Annotated in this window: 20 protein-coding genes; 10 read left to right on the forward strand and 10 right to left on the reverse strand. The window is 72.4% G+C overall.

The genetic code is table 11. The annotated features are described in order from the left end of the window. Positions 1-21: 21 nt before the first annotated feature. The gene (locus FHG10_RS06285) at positions 22-510 is read right to left on the reverse strand and encodes a MarR family winged helix-turn-helix transcriptional regulator (protein ID WP_227488071.1); all 489 of its coding nucleotides are present in this window, start codon (positions 508-510) and stop codon (positions 22-24) included. A gap of 127 nt (positions 511-637) precedes the next feature. On the opposite strand from FHG10_RS06285, the gene FHG10_RS06290 reads away from it, so the two are divergent. Together FHG10_RS06290 and FHG10_RS06295 are read left to right on the forward strand one after the other, a co-directional pair. Continuing rightward, positions 638-1,960 carry a ferrochelatase gene (locus FHG10_RS06290; RefSeq protein ID WP_406565151.1) on the forward strand — a complete coding sequence of 441 codons (1,323 nt, stop codon included), beginning with the start codon at positions 638-640 and terminating at the stop codon, positions 1,958-1,960. Beyond that, positions 1,957-3,585 (forward strand): SDR family oxidoreductase, encoded by a 1,629-nt coding sequence (locus FHG10_RS06295; protein WP_152352450.1) that lies wholly within the window; start codon positions 1,957-1,959, stop codon positions 3,583-3,585. The genes FHG10_RS06290 and FHG10_RS06295 overlap by 4 nt, the downstream gene beginning before the upstream one ends. Here FHG10_RS06295 and FHG10_RS06300 read toward each other — a convergent pair. Genes FHG10_RS06300 through FHG10_RS06310 form a run of 3 tightly spaced genes read right to left on the reverse strand, consistent with a single transcriptional unit; the run spans position 3,533 to position 5,432 of the window. Next, complete coding sequence (locus tag FHG10_RS06300) at positions 3,533-3,979, reverse strand: DUF202 domain-containing protein (RefSeq protein ID WP_193636227.1); 447 nt, start codon at positions 3,977-3,979, stop codon at positions 3,533-3,535. The genes FHG10_RS06295 and FHG10_RS06300 overlap by 53 nt on opposite strands. Beyond that, positions 3,976-4,338, reverse strand: a complete 363-nt coding sequence (locus FHG10_RS06305) for a YidH family protein (RefSeq protein ID WP_152352452.1) — start codon at positions 4,336-4,338, stop codon at positions 3,976-3,978. Before FHG10_RS06305 ends, FHG10_RS06300 begins: the two co-directional genes overlap by 4 nt. Beyond that, positions 4,335-5,432 (reverse strand): formylglycine-generating enzyme family protein, encoded by a 1,098-nt coding sequence (locus tag FHG10_RS06310; RefSeq protein WP_227488072.1) that lies wholly within the window; start codon positions 5,430-5,432, stop codon positions 4,335-4,337. The genes FHG10_RS06305 and FHG10_RS06310 overlap by 4 nt, the downstream gene beginning before the upstream one ends. A gap of 354 nt (positions 5,433-5,786) precedes the next feature. Between FHG10_RS06310 and FHG10_RS06315 the strand changes: the two genes are divergently transcribed. From FHG10_RS06315 to FHG10_RS06325, 3 genes are all read left to right on the forward strand, one after another. Continuing rightward, positions 5,787-7,217 (forward strand): MFS transporter, encoded by a 1,431-nt coding sequence (locus FHG10_RS06315; protein WP_152352453.1) that lies wholly within the window; start codon positions 5,787-5,789, stop codon positions 7,215-7,217. After that, positions 7,217-8,254 carry a LacI family DNA-binding transcriptional regulator gene (locus tag FHG10_RS06320; protein ID WP_152352454.1) on the forward strand — a complete coding sequence of 346 codons (1,038 nt, stop codon included), beginning with the start codon at positions 7,217-7,219 and terminating at the stop codon, positions 8,252-8,254. Before FHG10_RS06315 ends, FHG10_RS06320 begins: the two co-directional genes overlap by 1 nt. A gap of 92 nt (positions 8,255-8,346) precedes the next feature. Next, positions 8,347-9,858: a sulfatase family protein gene (locus tag FHG10_RS06325; protein ID WP_152352455.1), complete on the forward strand. Its 1,512-nt coding sequence runs from the start codon at positions 8,347-8,349 to the stop codon at positions 9,856-9,858. A gap of 107 nt (positions 9,859-9,965) precedes the next feature. Here the strand turns inward: FHG10_RS06325 and FHG10_RS06330 are convergent, their stop codons facing one another. Next, the gene (locus FHG10_RS06330) at positions 9,966-11,708 is read right to left on the reverse strand and encodes a sulfatase (protein ID WP_152352456.1); all 1,743 of its coding nucleotides are present in this window, start codon (positions 11,706-11,708) and stop codon (positions 9,966-9,968) included. After that, positions 11,705-12,328 (reverse strand): PadR family transcriptional regulator, encoded by a 624-nt coding sequence (locus tag FHG10_RS06335; RefSeq protein WP_152352457.1) that lies wholly within the window; start codon positions 12,326-12,328, stop codon positions 11,705-11,707. The genes FHG10_RS06330 and FHG10_RS06335 overlap by 4 nt, the downstream gene beginning before the upstream one ends. Positions 12,329-12,561: 233 nt before the next feature. On the opposite strand from FHG10_RS06335, the gene FHG10_RS06340 reads away from it, so the two are divergent. Both FHG10_RS06340 and FHG10_RS06345 read left to right on the forward strand, forming a co-directional pair. Continuing rightward, positions 12,562-13,917 (forward strand): MFS transporter, encoded by a 1,356-nt coding sequence (locus tag FHG10_RS06340; RefSeq protein WP_152352458.1) that lies wholly within the window; start codon positions 12,562-12,564, stop codon positions 13,915-13,917. An 11-nt stretch (positions 13,918-13,928) separates the two neighbouring features. Continuing rightward, positions 13,929-15,629, forward strand: coding sequence for a sulfatase family protein (locus FHG10_RS06345; RefSeq protein WP_152352459.1), 1,701 nt, complete (start codon positions 13,929-13,931; stop codon positions 15,627-15,629). 69 nt (positions 15,630-15,698) lie between these two features. On the opposite strand, the gene FHG10_RS06350 is transcribed toward FHG10_RS06345, so the two are convergent. After that, positions 15,699-16,157, reverse strand: a complete 459-nt coding sequence (locus tag FHG10_RS06350) for a MarR family winged helix-turn-helix transcriptional regulator (protein WP_152352460.1) — start codon at positions 16,155-16,157, stop codon at positions 15,699-15,701. Between the two features lie 140 nt (positions 16,158-16,297). Here FHG10_RS06350 and FHG10_RS06355 point away from each other — a divergent pair, with 140 nt between their 5' ends. Beyond that, positions 16,298-16,939 (forward strand): hypothetical protein, encoded by a 642-nt coding sequence (locus FHG10_RS06355; protein ID WP_193636211.1) that lies wholly within the window; start codon positions 16,298-16,300, stop codon positions 16,937-16,939. Beyond that, positions 16,936-17,325: a nuclear transport factor 2 family protein gene (locus FHG10_RS06360; RefSeq protein WP_152352461.1), complete on the forward strand. Its 390-nt coding sequence runs from the start codon at positions 16,936-16,938 to the stop codon at positions 17,323-17,325. Before FHG10_RS06355 ends, FHG10_RS06360 begins: the two co-directional genes overlap by 4 nt. Positions 17,326-17,354: 29 nt before the next feature. On the opposite strand, the gene FHG10_RS06365 is transcribed toward FHG10_RS06360, so the two are convergent. The 3 genes from FHG10_RS06365 to FHG10_RS06375 are packed head-to-tail and all read right to left on the reverse strand — an operon-like array spanning position 17,355 to position 22,436. Continuing rightward, entirely contained in the window at positions 17,355-19,979 is a 2,625-nt protein-coding gene (locus FHG10_RS06365) for a transglutaminase family protein (RefSeq protein ID WP_152352462.1), read from the reverse strand. After that, positions 19,976-21,316, reverse strand: coding sequence for a DUF58 domain-containing protein (locus FHG10_RS06370; RefSeq protein WP_152352463.1), 1,341 nt, complete (start codon positions 21,314-21,316; stop codon positions 19,976-19,978). The genes FHG10_RS06365 and FHG10_RS06370 overlap by 4 nt, the downstream gene beginning before the upstream one ends. Positions 21,317-21,329: 13 nt before the next feature. Next, positions 21,330-22,436 (reverse strand): AAA family ATPase, encoded by a 1,107-nt coding sequence (locus FHG10_RS06375; RefSeq protein ID WP_227488073.1) that lies wholly within the window; start codon positions 22,434-22,436, stop codon positions 21,330-21,332. Between the two features lie 431 nt (positions 22,437-22,867). On the opposite strand from FHG10_RS06375, the gene FHG10_RS06380 reads away from it, so the two are divergent. Next, positions 22,868-24,271, forward strand: a complete 1,404-nt coding sequence (locus FHG10_RS06380) for a hypothetical protein (protein WP_152352464.1) — start codon at positions 22,868-22,870, stop codon at positions 24,269-24,271. The last annotated feature ends 55 nt before the right edge of the window (positions 24,272-24,326 follow it).

Consider the following 24,326-nt stretch of genomic DNA (forward strand, 5'->3'; position numbering starts at 1 on the left):
CTTCGTCGCCCGCGCGGGCGATCAGCTGTTGTCGACGTCGTGGTTCATGCGCCGCAGGAAGTCGATGACCACGGCCCGCTCCTGCGGGCTCAGGGACGACGCCACCTCGTGCATGCGCGCGTGGGTGTCCTCCAGTGTGCGCCGCACCTGCTGCTCCCCGCGAGGGGTGGGGGCGACGGCGGTCGAGCGGCGGTCGTCGGTATGAGGCGTCCGCTCGGCGAAGCCGTGGCGCACCAGCCTGTCGACGAGGGCGCTCGCCGAGGCCTCGCGCACCTCGAGCCTGGCCGCGAGGTCCCTCTGCCGCAGCACCGTCCCTGCGCCGCGGGCGGCGAGCAGATGGCGCATGGCCAGCAGGTCCTTCTCGCCCATCTGCATGTGCTCGCGGATCCGGGACCGCATGCGGTGGCCGGACTCCTGGTAGACGCGCAGCTCCTCGAGCAGCTCGGTCGCCGTGGGCGAGGCCTCGTGGGAGGGCGGGTACCAGAAGCCGTCGGCCGATGCGGAGTCCACGACCGGCCACCTCCTGACTCTCGCCGATGTCGCTGAGCACATTGTGCCCGACCGCGCGGGGTCGAATGGACACTCCCGACCTCTTTCCGTAGCCTGCCTAAGTATTCGACACTCTAACGGAGGTCTTGTGGACACGCACATCGAGAACCCCTTCCATGCCGCCCTCCGGCCGGACACGGAGGATTCACCCCGCGGCCGCCGCGCACTCCCCCTGCCCTACGACGCCGTGCTGCTGGCATCCTTCGGCGGCCCCGAGGGCCAGGAGGACGTGATGCCGTTCCTGCGCAACGTCACCCGCGGCCGCGGGATCCCCGACGAGCGGCTCGCCGAGGTCGGCGCGCACTACCGCGCGCTCGGCGGGCGCTCCCCGATCAACGCGCAGAACCGCCGGCTGCTCGCGGCGCTGCGGACCGAGCTCGACGAGCGGGGCATCGCGGTGCCCGTGCACTGGGGCAACCGGAACTGGACCCCGACCATGCGCGAGGCCGTCGAGCGGATGCGGGAGGAGGGGCATCGGCGCGTGCTGGCGATCGCGACCAGTGCCTACTCGTCGTACTCCTCGTGCCGGCAGTACCGCGAGGACGTGGCCGGAGCGCTCGTCGAGACCGGCATGCTGGGCCGGATGCGGATCGACAAGGTGCGGCCGTACTTCGACCATCCGGGGTTCCTGGATCCCTTCGTCGAGCACCTGACGGAGGCCCTGGCGTCCCTGGAGCGCCGCGGCACGCCCCGCGAGCGCGTGCAGGTGCTGTTCACGACGCACTCGATCCCGCTCGCCATGGCCACGGCATCCGGGCCCGCCGAGGAGGGGCACGGGACGACGGGCGGCTGGTACGTCGCCCAGCACGAGGCCGCCTGCCGGTACGTCATGGCGAGGGCCGAGGGGACCGACGGCACGGCGGACGGGACCGGCATCGCGGCCGACGGGGACGCCCCGGGCTCTGCCCTGCCGACTTCCCCCGTCCCGTGGCGGCTCGTCTTCCAGTCGCGCTCCGGCCCGCCGCAGGTGCCGTGGCTCGAGCCGGACGTCAACGACGCCATCCGGGAGATCGCCCGCTCGGGCGCTGCGGACGCCGTGGTGCTCGTGCCCATCGGCTTCGTCAGCGACCACGTCGAGGTGATCTGGGACCTCGACACCGAGGCCGCGCAGACCGCGGAGGAGGAAGGGCTCGCGTGCCTCCGCCTGCCGACGCCCGGCACCGATGCGCGCTTCGTCGCCGCCCTCGCGGACCTCGTCGAGGAGCGGATGCGTGAGGATGCGCCGCGACGGTGCGCGACGGACTTCGGGGGCACGGCGGACGTGTGCGGGACCGCCTGCTGCCTCTCCGGGAGCGCCAGGTCCGGGCCGCGCCCGACCACCTCGGCCCTGGACTCCGCCGACGACGCGCGGACAGCGCTCGGCCCCGAGGGTCTCTCCCGGGCACTCGAGGGCACGGGCACGCGGGCATGAGCGACACCCGCCGCGAGTCTCGGGCCCGGCGCGTCCTGGTCACCGGCGCCACCGGCTACGTGGGCAGCAGGCTCGTGCCCTGCCTGCTCGACGAGGGGCTGACGGTGCGCGTGGCAGGCCGCAGCGGCGAGCGCCTGCGCGCACGGCCGTGGTCGGACGAGGTCGAGATCGCGGTGACGGACCTCGATGACCGTGCCGCTGTGCGCCGTGCCCTCGCGGACGTCGACGCGGTCGTGTTCCTCGTGCACGCGATGGGCGGGGGTCGCGGCTACCAGGAGCGCGAGGCGCGGATGGCGCGGATCATGGCCGAGGAGGCGCAGCGCGCCGGCGTCGGCCGGATCGTCTATCTCTCCGGGCTGCATCCGCGCTCCCAGGAGCTCAGCGAGCACATGGCCTCACGGGAGCGGGTCGCGCGGATCCTGCGCGAGGGCGAGGTCCCCACGCTGGTGCTGGAGGCGGCGACCGTGATCGGCGCGGGATCGGCGAGCTTCGAGATCATCCGCCATCTGGCCGAGCGGCTGCCGGTGATGCCCGCCCCGAGCTGGGTGCACAACCGCATCGAACCGGTCGCGATCACCGACGTGCTGCACCATCTCACCCGTGCGGTCGCCGTCCCCGAACCCGTGGCGGGGACGTACGGCCTGGGCAGCGGCGAGCGCGATCTGCGCTTCGCCGACCTGCTCGAGGAGTACGCGCAGGAGGCCGGTCTGCCGCGCCGACGCGTGTTCGCGCTGCCTCTGCCGGCGCCGCTGCTGTCGGGACTGTGGATCGGCCTGGTCACCCCGGTGCCCCTCGCGATCGCGGTGCCGCTCGCGCAGTCGATGCGCCACGAGGCGATCACGCACCGTCCCCTCGCCGAGGAGGTCCTGGGGTCCCCGCCCGGCGGGCCGCTCCCCTACCGCCGGGCGGTGCGGGCCGCCCTGGAGGCGCAGAAGTCGGGCGATCTCGCCTCGAGCTGGGACGACGACGCGGCGGCCGCGCGCGGGCCCGAGGCGCCGCTGCCGGAGGACCCCGACTGGGCGGGGCACACGGTGTTCACCGACGTGCGTGAGCGGCGGGCCGAGGGCGTCGAGCCGGCCGCGATATGGCAGCTCATCGAGGGAATCGGCGGCGCGTCCGGCTGGTACTCCACTCCCCTGCTGTGGTCGCTGCGCGGGCTGGCGGACAGGGTCGTCGGCGGCCCCGGGCTGCGCCGCGGCCGACGGGACCCGTGGCACCTGCGCGCGGGCGACGCGGTGGACTGGTGGCGCGTGGAGAAGGTCGAGCCGGGACGGCTGCTCACCCTGCGCGCGGAGATGCGGATGACCGGGCGGGCCTGGCTGCAGCTGGGCGTCGAGGGGACCGACGGGGGCGACGGGGGCAACGGGGACGACGGGGCCGTGTACCGGCAGCGGGCGGTCTACTTCCCCGACGGGCTGCTGGGACGGCTCTACTGGTGGGGCATCTCGCCGTTCCACGCCCTGGTGTTCCCTTCGATGGCGCGCAACATCATCGCGGCCGCGAGGCGGCAGGCATCGGAGCGGGGCGCGCAGGACGCGGAGGCATCGGGGCCCACGGGCGGCAGATCCGCGCTCAGGCGCCGAGCAGGCCGACGACGAGGTATCCGGCGCAGAGGACACCGATGACGAGCACGGCCGCGGTGCCCGCGAGCATCGGCAGACCGCCGCGGGCGAGGATCCCCTGGCCGCGCAGGCTGTGGTGGGCGCGCCGGTATCCGGTGGCGGCGAGCGCGTAGGCGAGGACGGCGAGGCCCGCGCCGATCACGCCGACGACCACGGCGAGGATCCCCATCGCGCCTACAGTGAAGCGCATGCCCACCAGGCTCGCGACCCCGAAGGCGAGGCAGGTCCGGCGCCAGGCGAGCAGCGTGCGCTCGGGCTGGAGGCCCTTGTCGAAGACGGCGTCGGGCTCGGCGGGCGGGCGCGCTGTCGGCCCGCCGGGTGCCGCCGACCCGCCGGGCGCTGCCGGCCCGCCGGGCGCTGCCGGCCCGTCGGGCCCGTCGGCCGGATCGGGACTCACGCGTACAGACCGATCGTGACCAGGGCGGCCGCTACCACGACCCCCACCACGAGGATCCCGCCGACGGCGAGACCCGGCAGCGGGGTGCCGGCGCGCAGCGACTTCTCGGTCGCCTTCCATCCCAGCCACGCCTGGACGGCGGCGAGGGTGCCGAGCACCAGGAACACGATCGAGGCGGCGGCCCGCCAGCCCACGGCCTCGGGCAGGGCGAGCGCCTCGAGGGCGAAGGCCCCGGCATACATCGCGAGCGCCGTGCGCAGCCAGGCCAGGAAGGTGCGCTCGTTGGCGAGGCTGAAGCGGGGGTCGGGCTCGTCCCCGTCGCGGTAGACGGAGGCGGGGAAGCGGCGGGGGGCGGTCATGCGGTGGCCTTTCCGGGGGCGGTGCGGTCAGGGGCGGTGTCGTCAGCGTCGGCAGCGGCGGTGAGGGCGACGGTGCGGAAGCCGGCGTTGCCCATCGAGGAGTCGGGGGTGTTCTGGGAGCGGGCGGAGTTGCGGTAGCGGTTGCAGTAGGAGATGTGGCAGAGGTAGCTGCCGCCGCGCAGGATCCGCGCCTGCCCCTCCTCGGGTCCGGTGGGGTTGTGCACGGCGCCGTCGGCGGCCGGCGTGATCCCGGGCCGACGGTACGTCGCGGGATGGAAGAAGTCCTCGCACCATTCCCACACGTTGCCGACGCTCTGGAAGAGCCCGTACCCGTTGGGGGCGTAGGCGCGCACGGGGGCGGTGGTGAGGAAGCCGTCCTCGCGCGTGTTCGTGCGCGGGAAGTCGCCCTGCCAGATGTTCGCGCGCCAGCCGCCGCGCTCGGCGTCGCCGCCGGTGTCCGGCTCCTCGTCGCCCCACGGGTACTTGGCGCCCTCCAGGCCGCCGCGAGAGGCGTACTCCCATTCGGCCTCGGTGGGCAGGCGCCGACCCGCCCACGCGCAGTACGCCTGGGCGTCGTTCCAGCTCACGTGCACCACCGGGTGGTCCTCGAGCCCGTCGATGCTCGAGCGCCTGCCGCCCGGGTGCCGCCAGTCGGCGCCCTGGACGCCGGCCCACCAGGGGGTCCCGGAGGCGGGCCCCATGACGTCGGCGTCGTCGGCCGCGATCGCGAGGTGGAAGACCGCGGAGTACCCGAAGGCCTCGGCCTCGGTGCGGTGCCCGGTCGCCTCGACGAAGCGGGCGAAGTCGGCGTTCGTCACCGTGGTCGCGTCGATGTCGAGTGCGCTGATCGCGACGAGGTGGCGCGGCACCTCGCCGTCGGCCCGGTTCCTGTCCCCGGACGAGTCGCCCATGGTGAAGGTGCCGGCGGGGAGGTGGGCCTGGGCGATGGTGTGGCGCGAGGCGGAGTCATGCGCCGGGCCGGCCGGCCCTGCATACGGACGGTGCGGGGTCGCGGACTCCGGCGCGCTCGCGAGCTCGAGGCTTTCGCGCTCCGGCATGCCGCAGCCGCATCCGCATCCCGTGTGCTCGCTCATCGAGCTCCTCTCTCCGTGGCTCGTGCCGTGTTCATCCGCCCCCGATCTTCTCAGGTCCGGAGAGGACCGAGAGGCGCCGGCTCACGCCTCGTGCGCGCCGCGCCGCCGCGACCCACCGCAGATCTTCGTGTGGGCCACATCACGTCACTCCGGGGTCCCGCCCACCCGTCTCCGCTGACCTGCCCATTTCCCCGTTCTCCGCCTCCGCGGGAGGGCGCTCGCGTCTCACGCGCGATCACCGGCATCGGACCTCAAACCTTTGAGGATTCCCCTCAAACGATTGAGTCCTGAGCGTCGGTGCCGAGTCGCCGACAGCTCGAGCGACCTGCCCTTGAACGTGCTCGAAGGAGAGCCATGTCCACCTCCGCAGAACTCGCGTCCCCGCCCCTCGAAGCACCCTCCCGGCCCTTCGGGGCACGGGACCGGGTCGGCTACATGTTCGGCGACCTCGGGAACGACTTCACGTTCCTCCTCGCGTCGTCGTACCTGATGATCTACTTCACGAACGTCGCGGGCCTCTCCGCGGCCCACGTCGGTCTGCTCTTCCTCATCGCACGGTTCATCGATGCCTTCACCGACATCGGTTGGGGTCGATTCCTGGATCGCCACACTCCTGGACGCAACGGCCGGTTCCGCCCGTGGATCGGCAGGATGGCGATCCCCGTCGCCATCGCGAGCTCTCTGATGTACGTCCCGTTCACGAGCGGGTGGGACTACGGGCTGAAGCTCGCCTACGCGGGGGTGACCTATCTGCTGTGGGGCTCGGTCTTCTACACCACCACGAACATCGCCTACGGCTCCATGGCCTCCGTGCTCACGATCGTGCCCGTGGAGCGGGCCTCCCTCTCCGTGTTCCGAGGCATCGGGGCCAACAGTGCCGGGCTCCTCGTCTCACTGGTGCCGCCGCTGTTCATCTACGCGATGGTCGACGGCTCGTCCGAGCTCCAGCCGGGACGGCTCTTCGCGGTGGCCGTCGTCTTCTCCCTGCTGGCCGCGCTCTGGTACGTCCTGTGCTGGGCGAACACCGCCGAGCGGGTCGCCGCGCCGACACAGGGCATCGAGAAGCCCGGCCTGCTCGCGCTCTTCCGCTCCCTCGCCAGCAGCCGGCCCCTGCTCTCGCTGATCGCGGCCAACATCCTGATCATGCTGGCCTCGCTCCTGGTCGGCACCATGGCCGCCTACCTGTGGCTCTACCACTTCAATGACGGGACCCTCTCCGGTCCGGCGCAGCTCACGTCGTTCCTCCCGGGCCTCTTGCTCTCGGTCGTCGCAGCACGGCTCGCCGCCCGATTCGGCAAGAAGGTGGTCGTGACCTTCGCGCTCCTCGGCGCGGGCGTCCTCTACGTCCTCCTGTCCCTGCTGCACATCTCCGATCCGTGGGTCTTCATCGGCCTGATGTTCGTCGCGGGCTTCGGCCTGGGCTTCTACAACCTTCTGATCTGGGCTCTCATCGGGGACATCATCGATGCCGAGGAGGTCCGCAGCGGGCACCGCGACGACGGCACCGTGTACGCCGTGAACACGTGGGCGCGCAAGGTGGGCCAGGCCGTCGCCGGCGGCCTGGGTGGGTTCGCCCTGTCCGCGGTCGGATTCCGCTCCTCGTCGTCCGCCCAGTCGACCTCCACGATCGACGGCATCTACATGGTCTCGACCCTCGTCCCCGGCCTCCTGTACATCGCGGCCGCGCTGATACTGCTGGCGCTCTACCCGCTCGGCCGGCGGAAGGTCCAGGAGAACGTCTCCGTGCTCGCCGAGCGTCGCGCCGCGAACGACGAGGTGATCTGATGGCACGCCCGACCCTGAAGGATGTCGCCCGGAGGGCGGGAGTATCGGTCTCCACGGTGTCCTACGCCCTCAACGACACCTCCCGCGTGCAGCTGTCCGCGGAGACTCGCGGCCGCGTGCGGCGCATCGCCAAGGAGCTCGGATACACGCCGAACCTCTTCGCGCGCTCCCTGCAGGCGAGGTCCAGCAGGACGATCGGCGTCGTGGTGAGCAAGCCCCTGACCAACCCCCGCTACGCGGCGATCGTCCATGGCACGGGCACTGCGCTGATGGATCGGGGCCTGCGCATGACGGTCCTCCCCCGGCCGGACGTCAGCGGGTATCTGGACGACTGCCGAAGCGGCTTCCTCGAGGGCATCATCTTCGTGGGCCACGACGACGTCACGGTCCCCCAGGAGCTCGTCGACGCCGCGGGCGAAGGCCTCGCCCCGATGGTCGCCATCGACTGCGGCGCCTCGGACGCCGACACCCCCTTCTCGACCGTGGACTTCGACTACGAGCTCGGCACCGCATCGATGATCGAGCACCTGGCCGGGCGTGGGATCACCACCGTGCTCCATGTGCGGCCGGAGGTCTCGTCGAGGGCGGAGCGGCTGAGGCAGATGGCGCTCATGCGCGTCCTGGGATCGCACGACCGCATCTCCCTGCAGGTCGTGAGCACCGGGCTGAAGGACGCAGATCTCGCTGAGCTCGACGCCGCGGGCCAGCACGGTGACTACCTGCATCACCAGGCGGCGCGACTGACGGCAGCGCTCGAGGACGTCGATGAGCGGGCCGCGCGGGTCGCAGTGCTCTGCTCGTGGGGCGCGGACGTCGAGGTCGCGCTCAGCGTCGTCCAGCGCGTCGCTCCAGGGGCCACGGTGGCCGCCCTCGCCGGGGGCTGGCCGAGGGTCGAGGTCTGGCCCGGGCTCACCTACTCACGGCTCCCACTCGAGGAGGCGGGCGAGACCGCGGCCCGTCTGCTGACCCAGGAGCTGACGCCCGACGCGCACCACGAGCACGTGCTCCTCCCGCCGGAGGCGCTGTCCTCGTCCTGAACCCTTCTCGCCCGCGGGACCGGGGCGCCCCACCTCGCGCCGCCCGTCCCCTCAGACCATTCCGCACGACACCCCGCAAGGAGCAGCACCCCATGACCCGCCCGAACATCGTCTTCATCATGAGCGACGACCACGCCGCGCACGCGATCTCCGCGTACGGCAGCCGCGTGAACTCGACCCCGAACCTGGATCGCATCGCCCAGGAGGGCATGCGCATGGAAGCCGTGTTCTGCACGAACTCGATCTGCAGTCCCTCGCGGGCGTCGATCCTCACCGGCACCTACAGCCACGTCAACGGCGTCTCCTCCATCTGGACGGAGATGGACTACCGGGTGCCCACCTTCATCGACGCTCTCCACGACGACGGCTACGCGACCGCGATGTTCGGCAAGTGGCACCTGGGCGAGCACGGCGTCTCCCGCCCGCGCGGCTTCGACGCATGGAAGGTGTTCCCCGGCCAGGGCGACTACGTGGACCCCGTGATGATCGACGAGGACGGCGAGTCGACCGTCCCCGGGTACGCCACCGACATCGTCACCGACCTCGCCATCGACTGGGTCGACGAGCGGGCGCAGGACGAGCCGTTCTGCATGATGGTCCACCACAAGGCGCCCCATCGCCCGTGGGTGCCCGACGAGAAGCACCGCCACCTCTACGCCGACGGGTCGATCCCCGAGCCCGAGACCTTCTTCGACGACCTCGAGTCCCGCTCCAAGGCGGCGCGCGGCGTGCACATGACGATCGCCGACGACATGGGCGCCGACGACCTCAAGACCGAGGTCCCCGAGCACCTGCGCGGCGTGGAGAACCGCGAGGAGCGCATGCGCTGGAAGTACCAGATCTACATGCGCGACTACCTGCAGTGCATCCAGTCGATCGAGGACAACGTGGGCAGGCTCCTGGATCACCTCGAGGAGCAGGGCCTGGCCGAGAACACCCTCGTCGTCTACACGTCCGACCAGGGGTTCTTCCTGGGCGACCACGGCTGGTTCGACAAGCGCCTGATGTTCGACCAGTCGCTGCAGATGGCGATGCTGATCCGCTGGCCCGAGCAGATCCAGGCGGGCTCCCGCTGCGACTCGATCATCACCAACGTCGACTTCGCCGCCACCTTCCTCGAGGTGTGCGGGCTGGATGCCGCCTCCGCCCTGCCCACGTCGCAGGGGCGCAGCTTCCTGCCGCTGCTGCGCGGCGAGCACGTCGAGGACTGGCCGGACGCCATGTACTACCGCTACTGGGAGCACGACGACCCGATCCACCACGCCCCCGCCCACTACGGGATCCGCACCGACCGCTTCAAGTACATCCACTACTACGGGGCCGGCCTCGGGGTGCCCGGAGCCTCGGATCGGATCTTCGAGCCCGAGTGGGAGCTCTACGACCTGCAGTCGGACCCGACGGAGGTCCGCAACGTCGTCGACGACGCGGAGTACGCCGGGGTGCGGGCGCAGATGGAGGCGAAGCTCGCCGAGTACCAGCAGCGCTACGCCGACGAGCCCTACCGCGGCGAGGACACCCCGCGCCCGGAATGGGGACCCTACGACGAGGAGGTCTTCGCCCGCGTGGCGCAGTACGTCGCCGAGATCGACGCGACCAGCCGGTAAGCACAGCCCGCTGACAGCGCGAGGGCCGGATCCGGGGATCGGATCCGGCCCTCGCTGCTCTGCGGGCCGGCGACGACCCGGCCCACCAGCGGCGGGGCGTCGCATGCTCAGCGCGCGGCGAGCGCCTCCCCCACGCGCCGCAGCTGCGCCACGCTCACCAGTCCTGCGACGGTCATGTCGTACAGGCTCATGCCCGCCGGCACGTTGACGGCCTCGGTGTGGACGACGCCCGGGACCTCGCGCGCGAGGGCCTCGCGGGCGCGGGAGCGGGAGGCGAGCTCGAGCAGCGGGAGCTCGAGCAGATCGGCGCCGGGCAGGTCGTCGCGCGAGGGCATGGCGATCGCCATCTCCGCCGCGCGCTCGGCGTGCGCTCGGACCAGCAGATGTTCGTGCGTCACCTCGCCCTCGGCGGGCAGGCCCAGGCGCTCGTACTGGCTTCGCGGAGCGTCCGCGGCACGCATCGCCTCGACGAGACGACCGGCCATCCGCAGCTCCAGCTCGTCGTCGATGATCGGCGCGAGCTGGTCGGGATCGGCCTCGAGGTCGAACAGGAGGGTGCCGTGCTGCCAGGGGTTCATCCAGCCGCCCAGCGCGTCCATGCGCATGGTGCGCAGGCCCTTGGTGAACGCGAAGGGCTCGGCCGGCTCCCATGCGGTGAGCTCGTCGACGCCGAAGCGGGAGCGCATGTGCGTGGGCATCAGCGTGAACTCCTCGAGCGGGGCGTTGTCGCTGCCCGCGCTCGAGCGCATGTACACATACCGGCCATCGGTGATGTTCACGTGCCCCCCGTGGACGCCGAACAGCGCACTGCGCTCACGGGCCACGGGATGCGCGAGGTCCTGTCCCTGCATGTCGGGCGTCGGCTCGATGCCGAAGAAGCGCAGCATCGTGGGGGCGATGTCGATGGTCTGGGCGAGATCGCCGCGGCGCTCGTCGGCCGCACCGGCGCGCGGGTCCCACAGGAACATCGGCAGATGCACGAGCTCGTTGAACCAGGGCTGCACGGACTTCGCCCACCAGCCGTGCTCGCCGAGAAGGAAGCCGTGGTCGGTGTTGACGATGAGCATCGTGTCCTCCCACAGGCCGTGGGAGTCCATGGCGTCCAGCACCCGCCCCAGCGAGCGGTCGCACATCGAGACCAGCGCCGCGTACTCGCGGCGGGCATGCTCGACCTGCGCCTCGGGCTCGGTGACCTTCTGATATCCCGGCCAGTCGAAGGCGGGGCCGTCGTACTGGTGGGGGTAGAGATCCTTGAAGGCCTGGTGGCTGAAGAAGGGCTCGTGCGGGTCGAACAGCTCGATCTGCAGCATCCAGTCTTCGGCCGCCGCATTGGTGTCGATGAAGTGGATGCCCGCATCGACCGTGCGGGTCTGGGAGTGCTCGGCCTCGGTCGCCATGTAGGTGCGGTTCACGCTGTCCTGGGCGACCATGCGCTCGTGCAGCGGGGCGTCGGGGGCGCTCTGCGCGACCACGCCCTTCCACGGATCCCCTTCCTGGCCGCGGAAGAACTCCCAGGTCGAGTACCGGGTGTGGTACGTGGCGCCGCCGTCCTCCCAGTAGTGCGGGTGGTCGGAGGCGAGGTGAGTGTGGACGCCGTGGTCCTTGAGGATCTGCGGCATCGAGTCGTCGAAGGGCTCGAGCGGACCCCAGGAGCGGTGCAGGAAGTTGTACCGGCCGGTGTGCATCTCCCGTCGGGCGGGCATGCACGGCATCGAGCCCGCGTAGAAGTTCTCGAAGGTCACGGCGCGCTCGGCGAGGCGGGCGAAGTTCGGAGCCTGCACGATCGTGTCGCGGTACTGCTCGAGCATGTGCCGGTTCAGGCTGTCGAACATCAGGATGATGGCCTTCATCGGGCGGGCTCCTCGGTGGTCTGCGGGTCGTCGGACTGCACTGCGGGCCTCCTCGGCGAGAGCGAGGGCGCATCCTGGATCTGATCGCGCAGCGCCGCGATCCGCGCGATGTGCGCGTCCTTCGCCTCCGCTCCGGCACGGTGGGACCACTCCCCGACCGCGTCTGCCAGCTCCTCGTCGAAGGGCAGCTCCGGGGTGCGCTCGAGGCGCCTGTCGCGGAACCGGTAGCGCGCGACCTCCTGGGTGCGCGCCGCGAGCTCCGTGTCCAGGAGACCGATCAGGTCCTCCCGCGACATGAAGCCGGCGAAGGCCAGACGCGCCTGGAGATCCGGTTCCTCGAAGCGCGTGGGCGGGCTGTACGGGCCGGTGAGCCATTCGAGGAAGACGGTCGACCCCTCCTCGGTGAGGCGGTAGCGCTTCGCGTCCGTCGCACCGGGACGCGGCTCGACGTCGTGCACGACCCACCCGCGCTGCTCCATGCCTGCGAGCGAGCGGTAGACCTGGCTCATCTGCGTGTTGGCGCGCAGGAATCGGCCGTGGGTGTCCATGTACTTCTTGAGGTCGTAGCCGGTCGCGGGCTTCATGGCCAGCACACCGAGCAGCAGGTGCTCGAGCTTCAACGCGTCCTCCTTCGGAGCTGCAGCTGTGGCTTCCCCACCATTACACACGTGGAATGGATTGCGCAACGGAGCATTTCCGAAGGATCCATTGACGGAACCGTTCCAGTTGTGTCATCGTCTGCGCAGCAGGGCATTCGCATTGTGTCATGCCCGACGCGGAAGCCCCCGTCGGCCCGGACCGCTCGTCGGCGAGCAGTCACGCCCCGCACCTGACGACGACGACAGGAGTCACCATGACCCATCCCGCACAGGGCACGGCTGCACCCGCACTCGAACCCACCGGACCCGCCCCCTCCACGAAGGTGCCCCACCGCTGGCGGAACCTCATCACGATCACCGGCGCCGAGGTCGTGGACAACACCGAGGCCGGCCTGCTGAACACTCTCTTCCCCTCGATCGCCGCCGCGCTGCGCCTCGACAACGGCCACCTGGGCATCCTCAGCGCCCTGGGCAAGTTCGCGGCGATCCCGTTCGGTCCGATGTGGGTCTGGATCGCCACGCGGATCGGCCGCAAGCAGGCGCTCGTCCTCAACAACGTCATCGGCGGACTGCTCGGCATCGCCGCCGGCATGTCCCCGGGCTTCATCACCCTGCTGCTGTTCAACACGCTCCTGGCAGGCACCGTGAGCTCGGGACAGCCCCTGACGAACGCGATCATCGCCGATTCGTTCGACGAGAGGTCCCGGGCGCGGGCCACCGGCTACTACTACGGCGTCCTCACCGCCGTCTCGTCGTTCATCGGCCCCGTCCTCGCCCTGTTCTCCGGACACCCTGACGGGTGGCGCTGGGGCATGTGGATCATCGGCGGGATCTGCCTGCTGTCTTCCCTGCTGATCACCGCTTTCTACCGCGAGCCGGGCATCGGTGCGGCGGAGGCCCAGCTCGCGGATCTCGATGAGTCGCGCCGAGCGTCCAAGGTGACCATCCGCGGCGTCCTCGCGCTCTTCCGCATCCCCACTTTCTCGATCATGATGCTCTCGCGCCTGCTCTCGGGACACCTCCTGATCACCGTCTTCGGCATCCAGTTCCTCGTCACCGAGCGAGGGTTCTCGAATGCCACCGCCGCGACGGTCCTCGTGCCGTTCGGACTGGGATACGTGATCGCCACCTTCCTCAGCGGCTACGCCGTCGAGCTCCTCGACAGGGTCCTGCCCGACCACGGTCGCGTGGTCTTCATCCAGGCGGCTCAGTTCCTCTTCGCGATCACCGCACTGCTCGGCACTCAGTTCGAATGGGGCTCGATCGGGGTGTATGCGATCTTCTGGGCGCTGTTCGGGGCGACGCAGGGCATGAACCCGCCGGTGAACCGCCCGATCGTCATGTCCGTGGTGCTGCCGGAGCTGCGCGGCCAGGCCTTCGCGATCTTCCTGTCGTTCTTCCAGACGATCGCCTGGGCGCTGTTCTCACTCTCCGCCGGGTACCTCGCCGAGGCACTGGGCATCCAGGGCGTGTTCTTCTGGGTGCTGTTCGTGCTCATGGCCGTCAACGGAGTCATCCTCGGCGCCCTCTATTTCACCTACCCCCGGGACGCCCGCAGGGTCACCGACGAGCTCGAGGCGCGCCGTCGCAGCGCCGTGCCCTCCGCCTGAAAGGACCTCGGATGACACACGAGAAGACGCAGTCCCCGCCCCGCAGACCCAACATCCTGTGGATCACGACCCACGACATCAATCCCCACCTGGGCTGCTACGCCGGCGCCTACCCCGGCGCGGAGCACGCGGTGACCCCGCACCTCGACGATCTCGCGTCCGAGGGACTCCGCTTCGACAATGCGTTCGCCTCGGCGCCGATCTGCGCGCCCTCCCGCTCGGCGATCATCACGGGCTGCCATCCTGCGTCCATCGGGACGATCCACATGCGCTCGAAGGCCGTCCCGCCGGCCGGTGTCCGCATGTTCACCGAGCACTTCCGCGAGGCCGGCTACTACGTCACCAACAACTCCTTCACGGACTTCCAGATGGCGACGCCGTCGAGCGCCTTCGACGAGTGCAGCGACACCGCGCACTGGCGAGACCGTCCGGACCCTGACCAGCCGTTCTTCGCGACCTTCCATGGGCTCATCACCCACGAGTCACAGATCCATCTGGACGAGGAGTCCTTCGAGGAGCGCGTGCCGCACGTGCGTCTCGAGGACCGGCACGCCCCGGAGGACGTCGAACTGCCGCCCTACTATCCGGACACCCAGGTGTTCCGGGTCGCCTGGGCCCGCTACCTCGACCTCATCGGCGAGATGGACCATTGGGTGGGCACGATCCTCCAGCAGCTCGAGGACGACGGTCTCGCGCAGAGCACCATCGTCGTCTTCTGGAGCGACCACGGTCGCGGGATGCCCCGTGCCAAGCGCTGGGCGAACGACTCCGGCCTTCACGAACCTCTCATCATCCGCTGGCCTGGTCGCATCACCCCAGGCGCGAGGACAGAGGCGCTCGTGCACCTCATGGATCTCGCCCCGAGCATGCTCGCCGCGGCCGGTCTCGAGGTTCCCGACCACATGCAGGCGAGACCCTTCCTCGACAGCTCGGGCCGCCTCGACGAGCACACCAACGACTATGTCTTCGCCAGCAGGGACCGGATGGGCGATCTGCACGACATGTCGCGCACTGTCAGGGACTCCCGTTACCGCTACATCCGGCATTACCACCCGGACCGCTCGCCGATGCAGCACTGCACCTACCCCGACGGCTTGAGCACCTGGGCGGAGATGCGACGCCTGGCGACCGCGGAGGTCACCCAGCGGGCGATCGGCGATCTGCCGAGCTCCCTCACGCCGCTGCAGAGGACCCTCGTCGCTCCCAGCAAACCCGAGGAGGAGCTGTACGACCTGCTCGAGGACCCGCACGAGGAGCACGACCTCGCGGGAGACCGAGAGCACGCAGAGACCCTGGCCCGGCTCTCGACCGCTCTCACGGACTGGCAGGAGCAGATCGGCGACCTGGGCTTCCTCACCGAGGACGAGCTGCAGGAGCGCTGGCGCCCCGGCGGAGACTGGCCGCGCACACCGGAACCCGAGGTCGTCGTCGCGCACGGCGCGGTCGAAGCCCGCTGCAGCGAATCCTCCGCCACCATCATCTGGACCGATGACCCGCCCGCGGCACACGAGCCCGAGGTCCCGCCGTCGGCCGCGGACAGCATGGGCTCACCGAGGAACGCGATCGGCTCCCCCGTCCCCGACGGACGCGCGTGGAGAATCCACTGCGCCGCGTCGCCGATCCCCGCCGACCGCCCTGCGTGGGTCCGCGCCGTGCGGCTCGGCTGGCAGCCCAGCGCAGACGTGGCCGTGGCCGTGGCCGTGGGGAGCTGAACTGAACAACGCGCCCCAACGAGGGGCGACCGATGGGGACCGGTTCCGGCACATCGGCCGGTGACCGCCTCAGGTCCCGCGATGCACCTCGACGGAGAGCTGCCGGGCCGTGGCGACCTTCTCCAGAAGCGACTGGAGCTGGTGGACCTCCTCGGGCTCCAGGGGCTCGATGTACGCACGCTCGTGATCCCGCGCGATCGGACCCAGCCTCTCGAGCACCTCCCTGCCGTGCTCGGTGAGGCTGACCTCGTGGCTGCGGCGATCCCGGGGGCTGCGGCGGCGCTCGAGCAGCCCCTTGCCCTCCAGGCGGTCGAGCACCGCGACGATCCGGCTGGGCCCCACTCCCACCTGCTCGCTCACCGCTCGCTGGCTGACGCCGGGATTCCGCCCCACCAGGCGCAGCACCCCCGCGTCCCCGGGCGTGATCCCGAGCTCCCCGAGCGCCCGCTCGAAGCCGGCCGAGGCGTCGGACCCCAGCTGGGAGAGCAGGAACGCGATTCGGTGGCGAGGCGGTGGCGAGGGCGTCATGCCACGAGAATAGAGCACTGGACACATCATTCATAGCGTGTACTATCGCTGGCATGAACTTCAAAGACGTCCCTCGTACGACCCCCGCCGCCCATGCACGACACAGACCCATGGGCCCGCACCCGGGGATCGTCGGCGCCGTGTCCCTCGCACTCGTGATCGCGAGCCTGCTCGTGGCCGCGCCGATGGGCGGCTCCCCATCGTTCGGAAGCCTCGCCGGTGCTCCCCAGGACCAGTACGGCACCGCGATGCAGTGGTCGGCCATGCTGCTGCTCGGCTCGGCGGTCCCGCTGGGCATCCTCGCGGCGACGCTCTACTCGCACCTGCGCGGACAGGGGTTCCACGTTCCCGGACCGGCGATCGCATTGTTCGGCGGCGTCGTCGCCTCGTCGATGCTCATGCTGTCCGCCCTGGTCACATGGACGCTGAGCCACGAGGCGATCGCCTCCGATCCCCGACTCGCACGGGCGTCGGAACTCCTCGCGCAGGGCTCCGGCGGTGTCGCGCACACCCTCGGCCTCGGTCTGCTCGTGGCCGGGATCGCGGTCCCGGGGCTCCTCGGGCGGATGCTTCCCGCGCCGCTCCCCTGGGCGGGCCTCGTCGTCGCCGCGATCTGCGAGGTCAGCGTCCTCTCGCTGGTGATCGCCCCACTGGGATTCCTAGCCCTCCTCGGCCGTTTCGCCGCGCTCGTCTGGCTCGTCGTCATCGGCTTCGCACTGTCCGGAGCCACCCGGGCCCGCACCACCGCGCCCCGTATCACCACACCGAAGGAGCCGTCATGAACACCATCGATCAGACCATCACCCGTTGGGCCGACGCCGAGCGCGGGTGCGACGCCCGCACCACGGAGACCCTGCTGACGGAGGACTTCCAGGGCATCGGCCCCGTCGGGTTCCAGCTCCCCCGTGACGCCTGGATCGACCGTCTCCGCAGCGGCGACCTCCGCTACGACGCGCTCTCGCTGAACGAGGTGACCATCCGCGAGCACGGCGACTGCGCCCTCGTGATCGCTCGCCTCGATGTCCGCGGAGAAGCACGGGGCCATCCCCTTCCCACGACGCGCACCACGTTCAGCATGGTGAGGGTCGACGGCGACTGGCGCATCGCGGGCATCCAGCACAGCTTCATCGCGGGAGCGCCCGGGTCGCCGGTCCCCGGGCCGCACTGAGGAGCGGGGACGCCGGCAGCGACGAGGCATCAATCCGGGAGATCGTCGCTTCCGGGGCGCCGCTGGGCGCGGGAGAGCACCACGGCACGCACCGCATCCGCATCCTCGCGCAGGCCCTGCGCCTCCCGCCGGCCCCGAGGGCCCTCGCCCTCGGGATCGGCCTCGCCCTGCTCCGCGGCTCCCGCCTTCCCTGAGGTCGTGTCCCCCGCCGTCGGCGTGGGGGCGTACCGCGCCGTCGTGACCGCCGCAGCGATCCGCGCGGCCGCCTCGCGGGTCCCGTCGGGCACCTCCAGGCCCGCCGCCTCCGCGTCGTCCAGCAGTCGGGTCAGCGCCTCGCCGGGCGGCAGCGCCGCATCGAGCGCGAGCACCACGGGATCCTTGCCGTAGAGCCGGCTCCAGCCCAGCAGGTGGAGTGCCCAGGCGCGGTAGTCGACGGCGCGCACCACGTCGGTCCAGGCGAGCTCGGCGGCCTGCGACGCGTCCAGCTGCGCCCAGCGCTGCTCGCGGGCGGCCAGCGCACGGCGCCGCACGCCCGAGCGGGCGAGCGCCCCTCCGCCGACGAGGGCTCCGGCGACGCCGACGCCGCCCAGGCCCCATCCCCACCAGGGGACGGCGGCGGCGGGGCCCGCGCCGTCGTCGCTCGCGGAGCTGCTCTCGCTCGATGCGGTCGTGTCCTCCGTGGTGGTGTCGGCCTCGGTGGTCTCCTCGTCGGCGCTCGTGGTGTCCTCGGCCTGCGTCGCCTCGCTGCTGGGGGTGTCCTCGGCGCTCTCGTCGGGGTCGGGAGTGTCCGTGGCGAAGGTCGGGGTCGAGACGCCGTTGTCGGCCGCGGCGGGCGTGGGCTCGAAGCGCACCCAGCCGTGGCCGGGGCCGAACCAGGTCTCGGGCCAGGCGTGCGCGTGGTGGTTGGTGATGGTGCGCGCGTCCCCGTCGACATCGCCCGCGGTGAAGCCGATGCTCACGCGTGTGGGGAAGCTCAGGTCGTTCATGACCAGGGAGAACGTGGCGGCGAACTGCTCGCAGTAGCCCACGCGCTCGGCGAGGAAGGCGTCGATCGGGTTCTCGCCGGGCTTCGAGGTGACCGTGAGCGAGTACTCGAAGTTCTCGTGGAAGTAGGCGGCGAGCGCGGTGGCGACGTCGTAGGCGGCCTCGGAATCGGCCTGCTGCGAGATCTCGGTGGCGAGCGCGTGGATCGACGGGGTCGAGCTGACGTTCACGTACCCGTTGTCGTACGGGATGCGCATGTCCGCGTCGGAGACGTCGCGCAGCTCGTCGGGGCCGAAGGAGGTGTCGTCGACGGCGACCGAGTAGCGCATGCCGGAGAGGTCCCGGGCTCCCCCGTCGACCACGAGCTCGCCGTTGCTGGCGCCCGTGCGCGCGAGCTCGGTGGAGTCCCCGGCGTCGGTCCAGCGGATCGGGAACGGCGTGGGCAGGCGGTCGCCGATCAGTTCGGTGATGTGCAGGTCGTAGACGGGATCGCCGTCGGGGCGCGAGGAGGCGAGACGTCGGTCGGAGAACGACTCCGAGGTGGTCCGGGAGGTCGATCCGCGCTGCTTGCCGGCCTGGAAGCTCTGGCCGTCGAACTGGGTGAGCGCCTGCAGGCGCAGGTAGCCGGGCTGCGCCACGTCCGTCGTCATGCGCAGCATCTCGCGCTCGCGGCCCTGCATGAGGTTGCGGCGCACGGACACGGAGTCGTCGATCATCGCCCCGCCGAGCGCCCCGGCGCGTCCCTGCCAGGCGTTGATGCGGTCGAGGTCGATCAGGAACACGGGGTCCTGGGCGCGCGGCAGCACGGCCGAGACCGCCGGCGTCGCGACCGCCACGGCGCCCGCGCCGATCAGGCCGAGCGCGGCGCGTCGGCCCATGCGGTCCCCGGCGGCGCCGGGACCGGCGGGACGAGCCGCGCCGTGCTGCGCTTCCTCGCCCCCGTCGGCCCCCTGCCCGCGCGGGCCGCGCGGTCTGCGCGGGCCGAGGCGATCCGGCAGGCCGCTCACGGCGAGGACGGCGAGCGCGGCGAGGATCGGGCCGACGCTGCTCGCGAAGCCGCCGCCGTCGGGACGCATGAGGGCGGGCACGAGCATGAAGCCCAGCAGGATCAGCGCGGTGACCATGTGCCAGCCGCCCTCGACGCAGAGGATGTCCAGCGCGAGGACCACGAGTCCGATGAGGGCGAGCACCACGATGCGCGAGGAGGGCGCCAGGACCAGCGGCGCCTGCGCCTGGAAGAGGATGCTCACGCCCTGGCGGATCACGTCCACCTGCCCGGTCACGAGGGCCGCCGGGCCGCCCACGGGCAGCGCGCCGGTGGCCGCCTCGACCCCCACGCACAGCAGGATCAGGCCCACGACCTGCACGGGGAGGGCGCGCATCCGGCGCGGGCTGAAGGCCCGCACGATCGCCCCGAGGCCGCCGACCACGACCGCCGCCCCGAGCGGCAGGGTGAACCAGTCGGCACCGTCGAGCAGCTGCGAGAGGGGGATCGCGGCGAGCACCACCGCGACAGCGAGCACGAGGCTCATCCGCACAGGGCGCGCCATGAGCCTCTCGTGGAGGGCCTCGCCGGGCGTGCGCGTGCGGGTGGCCGCCTGAGCCCCCGACCCGCGGCTCCCGGGGTCGGTCGAGGCGGCGGTCGCGCCGGTCGGGGCGGGGGCGCTCATGATCCGGCCTCGAGGACGTCGCCGAGGCGCGCATCGGCCGGGGCGTCCAGGCGCAGCCAGGTGCCGTCGTGGGCGCTGCGCACCCGCTCGTCGCCGGCCGCGGCGGGGCGCACGGCGATCGCGGTGCGCTGCGGGGCGCGGGCGGCGAAGCGGTCCAGCTCGAGGGCGCCGAAGGGGTCGCCGTGGTCGGGGCCCAGCGCGATCGCGAGGTCCACGCGGCCCGAGGCGTGGTCGAGGGTGACGGGCTTCCCGCGCTCCTGCGGGGCGTCGCCGAAGCCCACGCCCGCGAGGTCGATGAGGGCGGCGCGCACGCCGATCGCGCCGGCCTCGGCATCGAGCGGCGAGGCCCCGCCGGCGCGTCCGACCATGCGGGTGATCTCGTCGCCGTCGGCGTCCACGACCCGCGTCTCCCATCCGTGGGAGGCGAGGCTGACCAGCAGGGATGCGGCATGGTCGAGGATCCTGTCCTGCACCGGGTCGCGGCGCTCGGCGCCCACCTCGTCGCCCTCGGCGTCGCGCGGCAGGCGCGTGTCCAGGACGATCACCGCGCCCTCGCTGCGGGGCGGCTCCTCCTCGCGGGTCATCAGCCGTCCGGCGCGGGCGCTCGCCCGCCAGTGGATGCGGCGCATGTCGTCGCCCGGGGCGTAGGGCCGCGGGATCACGCCGAGCTCTCCGCTGCCGATCGCCGCGCCGGCGCTCTCGAGGTCGCGACGTCCGATGCCGATCCGGCTGGTGCCGGCGTCGTCCACGGGCTCGACGACGGGCAGGCCGACGATGCGGCCGGGCAGCTCGATGCGCGCGCTGAGCTGCAGGAGGCCGAAGGGGTCGCGCAGGCGGATCAGGCAGGCGCCGAGCTCGTGGATGCCGCGCCCGCCCACCTGCACGTGGTGGGGCATGCGCGGGGCCAGACGGAGGTCGCCGGGTCCGCCGAGGCCCGCGGGCAGCTGCGCGGTCACGGTCCCGCTGCCCAGCGGCACGCGGGCGGCGAGCGCGGTGGACAGCAGGCGCAGGTCGACGCGGGCGGGGGCGCCTGCGGTCACGGCGTCGTCGAGCACGCGCCGCGAGAGCCCGAGCCCGATCCGCAGCAGGAGCACCGCGGCCAGGGACAGCAGCAGGGCGAGCACGAGAGCGATGCCGATCAGGCGGCCGGCGGCGAGCCCGGTGATCTCCCCGCCCGCCCACAGCAGCACGGCGACGACCAGCAGGCAGGCGCCGCGGGCCGTCGGACGGATCCGGGTGCGCCGGGCGCGGGCGCTCGCGGCGCCCGCCGCGCCGACGGCACTCGACGCCCCGGCCGCACCCGTCACACCGACGGCTCCGGTCGTCGCGGTCGCCATCATGCGCTCCTCATCAGGCCACGGGGACCTGCGCGAGCACGTCCTCGAGCACGTCGTCGGCCGTGGCGCCGCGGGACAGGGCCCCGGGGCTGAGGTGCAGGCGGTGGCGCCACACGGGGCCGACCACGGCGCGCAGGTCGCCGGGCTCGACGAAGCCTCGGGCGCCCATCGCCGCATGCGCCTTCGCGGCGCGCAGCAGGTGCACGCCGGCGCGCGGCGAGGCGCCCAGCACGCTGCGCGGATGCTCCCGGGTCGCGGCCGCGAGGCGCACCGCGTACTCGACGAGCGCGGGCGCGGCGTGGACCCGGCGGATCGCGCGCACGTACGCCGCGATCGTCGCGGGATCTGTGCGGGCGCGCACGGAGTCCACGAGCTCGCGGTCGCCGTCGGGCACGGGCCCGGCCTGGGCGGAGACCATGCGCGCCTCGGCCGAGGCCACCGGGTAGCCCATGGTCATCTGGGCGAGGAAGCGGTCGCGCTGCGCCTCGGGCAGGCGATAGGTGCCCTCCATCTCGACGGGGTTCGCGGTCGCGACCACCATGAAGGGCTCGGGCAGGGCGTAGGTCTGGCCGTCGACGCTGACCTGCCGCTCCTCCATCGCCTCGAGCAGCGCGGACTGGATCTTCGGGGAGGCGCGGTTGATCTCGTCGGCGAGCAGGACCTGCGTGAACACGGCGCCCGGGCGGAACTCGAAGCGGCCCGCGGCCTGGTCGAAGATGCTCGCGCCGGTGACGTCGCCGGGGAGCAGGTCGGGCGTGAACTGGATGCGGTGGCGGTCGGCGCCGAGCGCCGCGGCCAGGGACTTCGCGAGCATGGTCTTGCCGGTGCCGGGGACGTCCTCGACGAGCACGTGGCCGCCGGCGAGCAGCACCATCACGGCGAGCGACGCGGCGTCGGCCTTGCCCTCGACGACCGTCGAGATCTCGTCGACGACGTCGCGCGCGGTGCCGGCGATCTCCTCGAGCGTGGCCGGGGAGAGCGGGGCGTCGGAGGCACCCGCCGCGTCGGACCCGGCCGTGCTGCCGGTCCCGTCGGACGCGCCGTTCGCCCGACGGCGGCCCGTGGGGCCGGTGCCGTCGGGTGCGGGGGTGTCCGCGGTCCTCATCGGGCTCTGTGTCATCTGCTCTCCTCGTTCGCGGACGTCGGACGCTCCGCGCGACGTCGCGTCCCGACCGGGGTCGGGGCCCGCGGGGCGGGCACGAAGCGCACAGTCGACCACTGCGGGCCGTCCCACGCACCCATCCGTGCGCCGATGCACAGGCATGCATGGACCCGGACCACATGTTTGCCAGACCTTGGCCCGGTCCGACGCGCACGGATGCTGTCCTGTTCATAGATTCTACGGAGCGGCCCGCGGACCGACCAGGGTTCCCGGGCGGTGCACACGCACCGCGCAGTCGCGCCACAGGCGCGGCACAGCCGGAATCGGCGGCCACGAGCCGCCGCCGGCGGACGCGACCGGCACGGACCGGGATGCAGCGGCCACGAGCCGCACAGCCATCAGCAGTCGAGCAGCACAGGGCCAGGACCGCCCGCGAGGAGGACGACCACGTGCCCCAGGGACGACGCCGCATCGGCGCCGTGGGCGCCGCGGTGCTGCTTCCCTGCCTGCTCCTGCCCGCCCAGGCCCAGGCCGCGCAGCTCCCCGCGGTGTGCAGCGCGCTCACCGTGGTGGCGGACGCGGAGGACGTCTCTCCCGGCGACAGCGTCCAGGTGCAGGCCTGCGGCTTCTCCGACTCCACGACCTCGGTCGACGTGAACATCGTGGGCGACCGCACGACCACCACGGGCCCCGTCGCCGTCGAGCCCGACGGCACGGTCCGCACGCGCGTCGCGCTCCCCGACTCCGGCGACGTGCGCATCACCCTCGAGGGCCGCGACAGCAGCGAGTCCGGCTCGGTGCGCGTGCACGTCGGCGGGGACGACGCGTCGGGCACCGATGACAGCGGGTCCGACGGGCCCGGGAACGGGGCCGACGGACGCTCCGACGACACGGGCAGCGGCTCGGGATCGTCGGACGCCGGCGGCAACGGCAACGGCGAGGACGATGGCTCGGACTCGGGCAGCGGCTCCGGCGACGACGGCTCCTCGGGCTCCGGGTCCTCCGGCGCGGACGGCTCCGACGATGACTCCGGCACGGGCTCGGGGTCCTCGACCGGCGGGGGCTCCTCGGCCGGCGAGGACTCGGGTGACGCGGACTCGGGCGGCGCCGATTCTGGCGGCGCGGGCGACGCCGACGGGTCCGACGACTCCTCGTCCGCCGGCTCCGGCACGTCGAACGACTCCGGCGACTCCGGCAGCACGAGCGGCTCCGATGGCACGGGCGGCGACGGCTCCGACGACTCTGCCTCGCAGGATGCGGGCTCGGGTCGGGGCTCGTCCTCCGGTGCGGGCGCCTCGAGCGACGAGAGCGGGGACGACGCAGGCTCCGCGGGTCGCGACAGCGCGGACGCGGCCGAGGGCGGATCCGGCGCCGGCCGGTCCGATGGCTCCTCGAGCGCCTCGGGCCGCGACGACTCGTCCGGCGCAGGAGCCGCAGGGTCCGACGCGGACGACGGCGAGAGCGCCGAGGGCTCCGGATCAGGCTCTTCGAGCGGCACGGCGTCGGACGACTCCTCGCGCGGCACGGCCGATGATGCGCAGGCCGACCCGGACCACGGCGAGGACGCCGGGTCCGCGAGCGACACGGGCGACGGCTCGACCGGGGATCGGAGCGCCGACGGCGACGACCGCTCCGCCGACGTGCACCCCGTCTCCTCCTCCGGTGGACGCGACGCAGACGCGGAGGACGCGGGGGCGCGCGCGGCGTCCGCACACGAGGGCTCAGGGATCGGCCCGGTCCTCGCCGTCAGCGGTGCGGGGACCGTGCTGCTGGGCGCCGTGGGCGTCGCTGTCGTGATGCTGCGGCGCCGGAGCGCCGCGGCCGGCGGCCACGGCCGCCGCGCCCGCCGCTGACCCTGCCCGTCGGCCCGGCATGACTCAGGGCCCCCGGCACGCCCACCTGCGCGCC

Origin of the sequence: Brachybacterium subflavum (genome assembly GCF_009299795.1) — a bacterium.
Taxonomy (GTDB): Bacteria; Actinomycetota; Actinomycetes; order Actinomycetales; family Dermabacteraceae; genus Brachybacterium; species Brachybacterium subflavum.

Bases quoted from the DNA above. Each gene is read 5' to 3' on its own strand.
- FHG10_RS06295 (WP_152352450.1), top strand. From the start codon at position 1,957: ATGAGCGACACCCGCCGCGAGTCTCGGGCCCGGCGCGTCCTGGTCACC.
- FHG10_RS06305 (WP_152352452.1), bottom strand. From the start codon at position 4,338: ATGACCGCCCCCCGCCGCTTCCCCGCCTCCGTCTACCGCGACGGGGAC.
- FHG10_RS06310 (WP_227488072.1), bottom strand. From the start codon at position 5,432: ATGAGCGAGCACACGGGATGCGGATGCGGCTGCGGCATGCCGGAGCGC.
- FHG10_RS06315 (WP_152352453.1), top strand. From the start codon at position 5,787: ATGTCCACCTCCGCAGAACTCGCGTCCCCGCCCCTCGAAGCACCCTCC.
- FHG10_RS06320 (WP_152352454.1), top strand. From the start codon at position 7,217: ATGGCACGCCCGACCCTGAAGGATGTCGCCCGGAGGGCGGGAGTATCG.
- FHG10_RS06325 (WP_152352455.1), top strand. From the start codon at position 8,347: ATGACCCGCCCGAACATCGTCTTCATCATGAGCGACGACCACGCCGCG.
- FHG10_RS06330 (WP_152352456.1), bottom strand. From the start codon at position 11,708: ATGAAGGCCATCATCCTGATGTTCGACAGCCTGAACCGGCACATGCTC.
- FHG10_RS06340 (WP_152352458.1), top strand. From the start codon at position 12,562: ATGACCCATCCCGCACAGGGCACGGCTGCACCCGCACTCGAACCCACC.
- FHG10_RS06345 (WP_152352459.1), top strand. From the start codon at position 13,929: ATGACACACGAGAAGACGCAGTCCCCGCCCCGCAGACCCAACATCCTG.
- FHG10_RS06350 (WP_152352460.1), bottom strand. From the start codon at position 16,157: ATGACGCCCTCGCCACCGCCTCGCCACCGAATCGCGTTCCTGCTCTCC.
- FHG10_RS06360 (WP_152352461.1), top strand. From the start codon at position 16,936: ATGAACACCATCGATCAGACCATCACCCGTTGGGCCGACGCCGAGCGC.
- FHG10_RS06365 (WP_152352462.1), bottom strand. From the start codon at position 19,979: ATGAGCGCCCCCGCCCCGACCGGCGCGACCGCCGCCTCGACCGACCCC.
- FHG10_RS06370 (WP_152352463.1), bottom strand. From the start codon at position 21,316: ATGGCGACCGCGACGACCGGAGCCGTCGGTGTGACGGGTGCGGCCGGG.
- FHG10_RS06375 (WP_227488073.1), bottom strand. From the start codon at position 22,436: ATGACACAGAGCCCGATGAGGACCGCGGACACCCCCGCACCCGACGGC.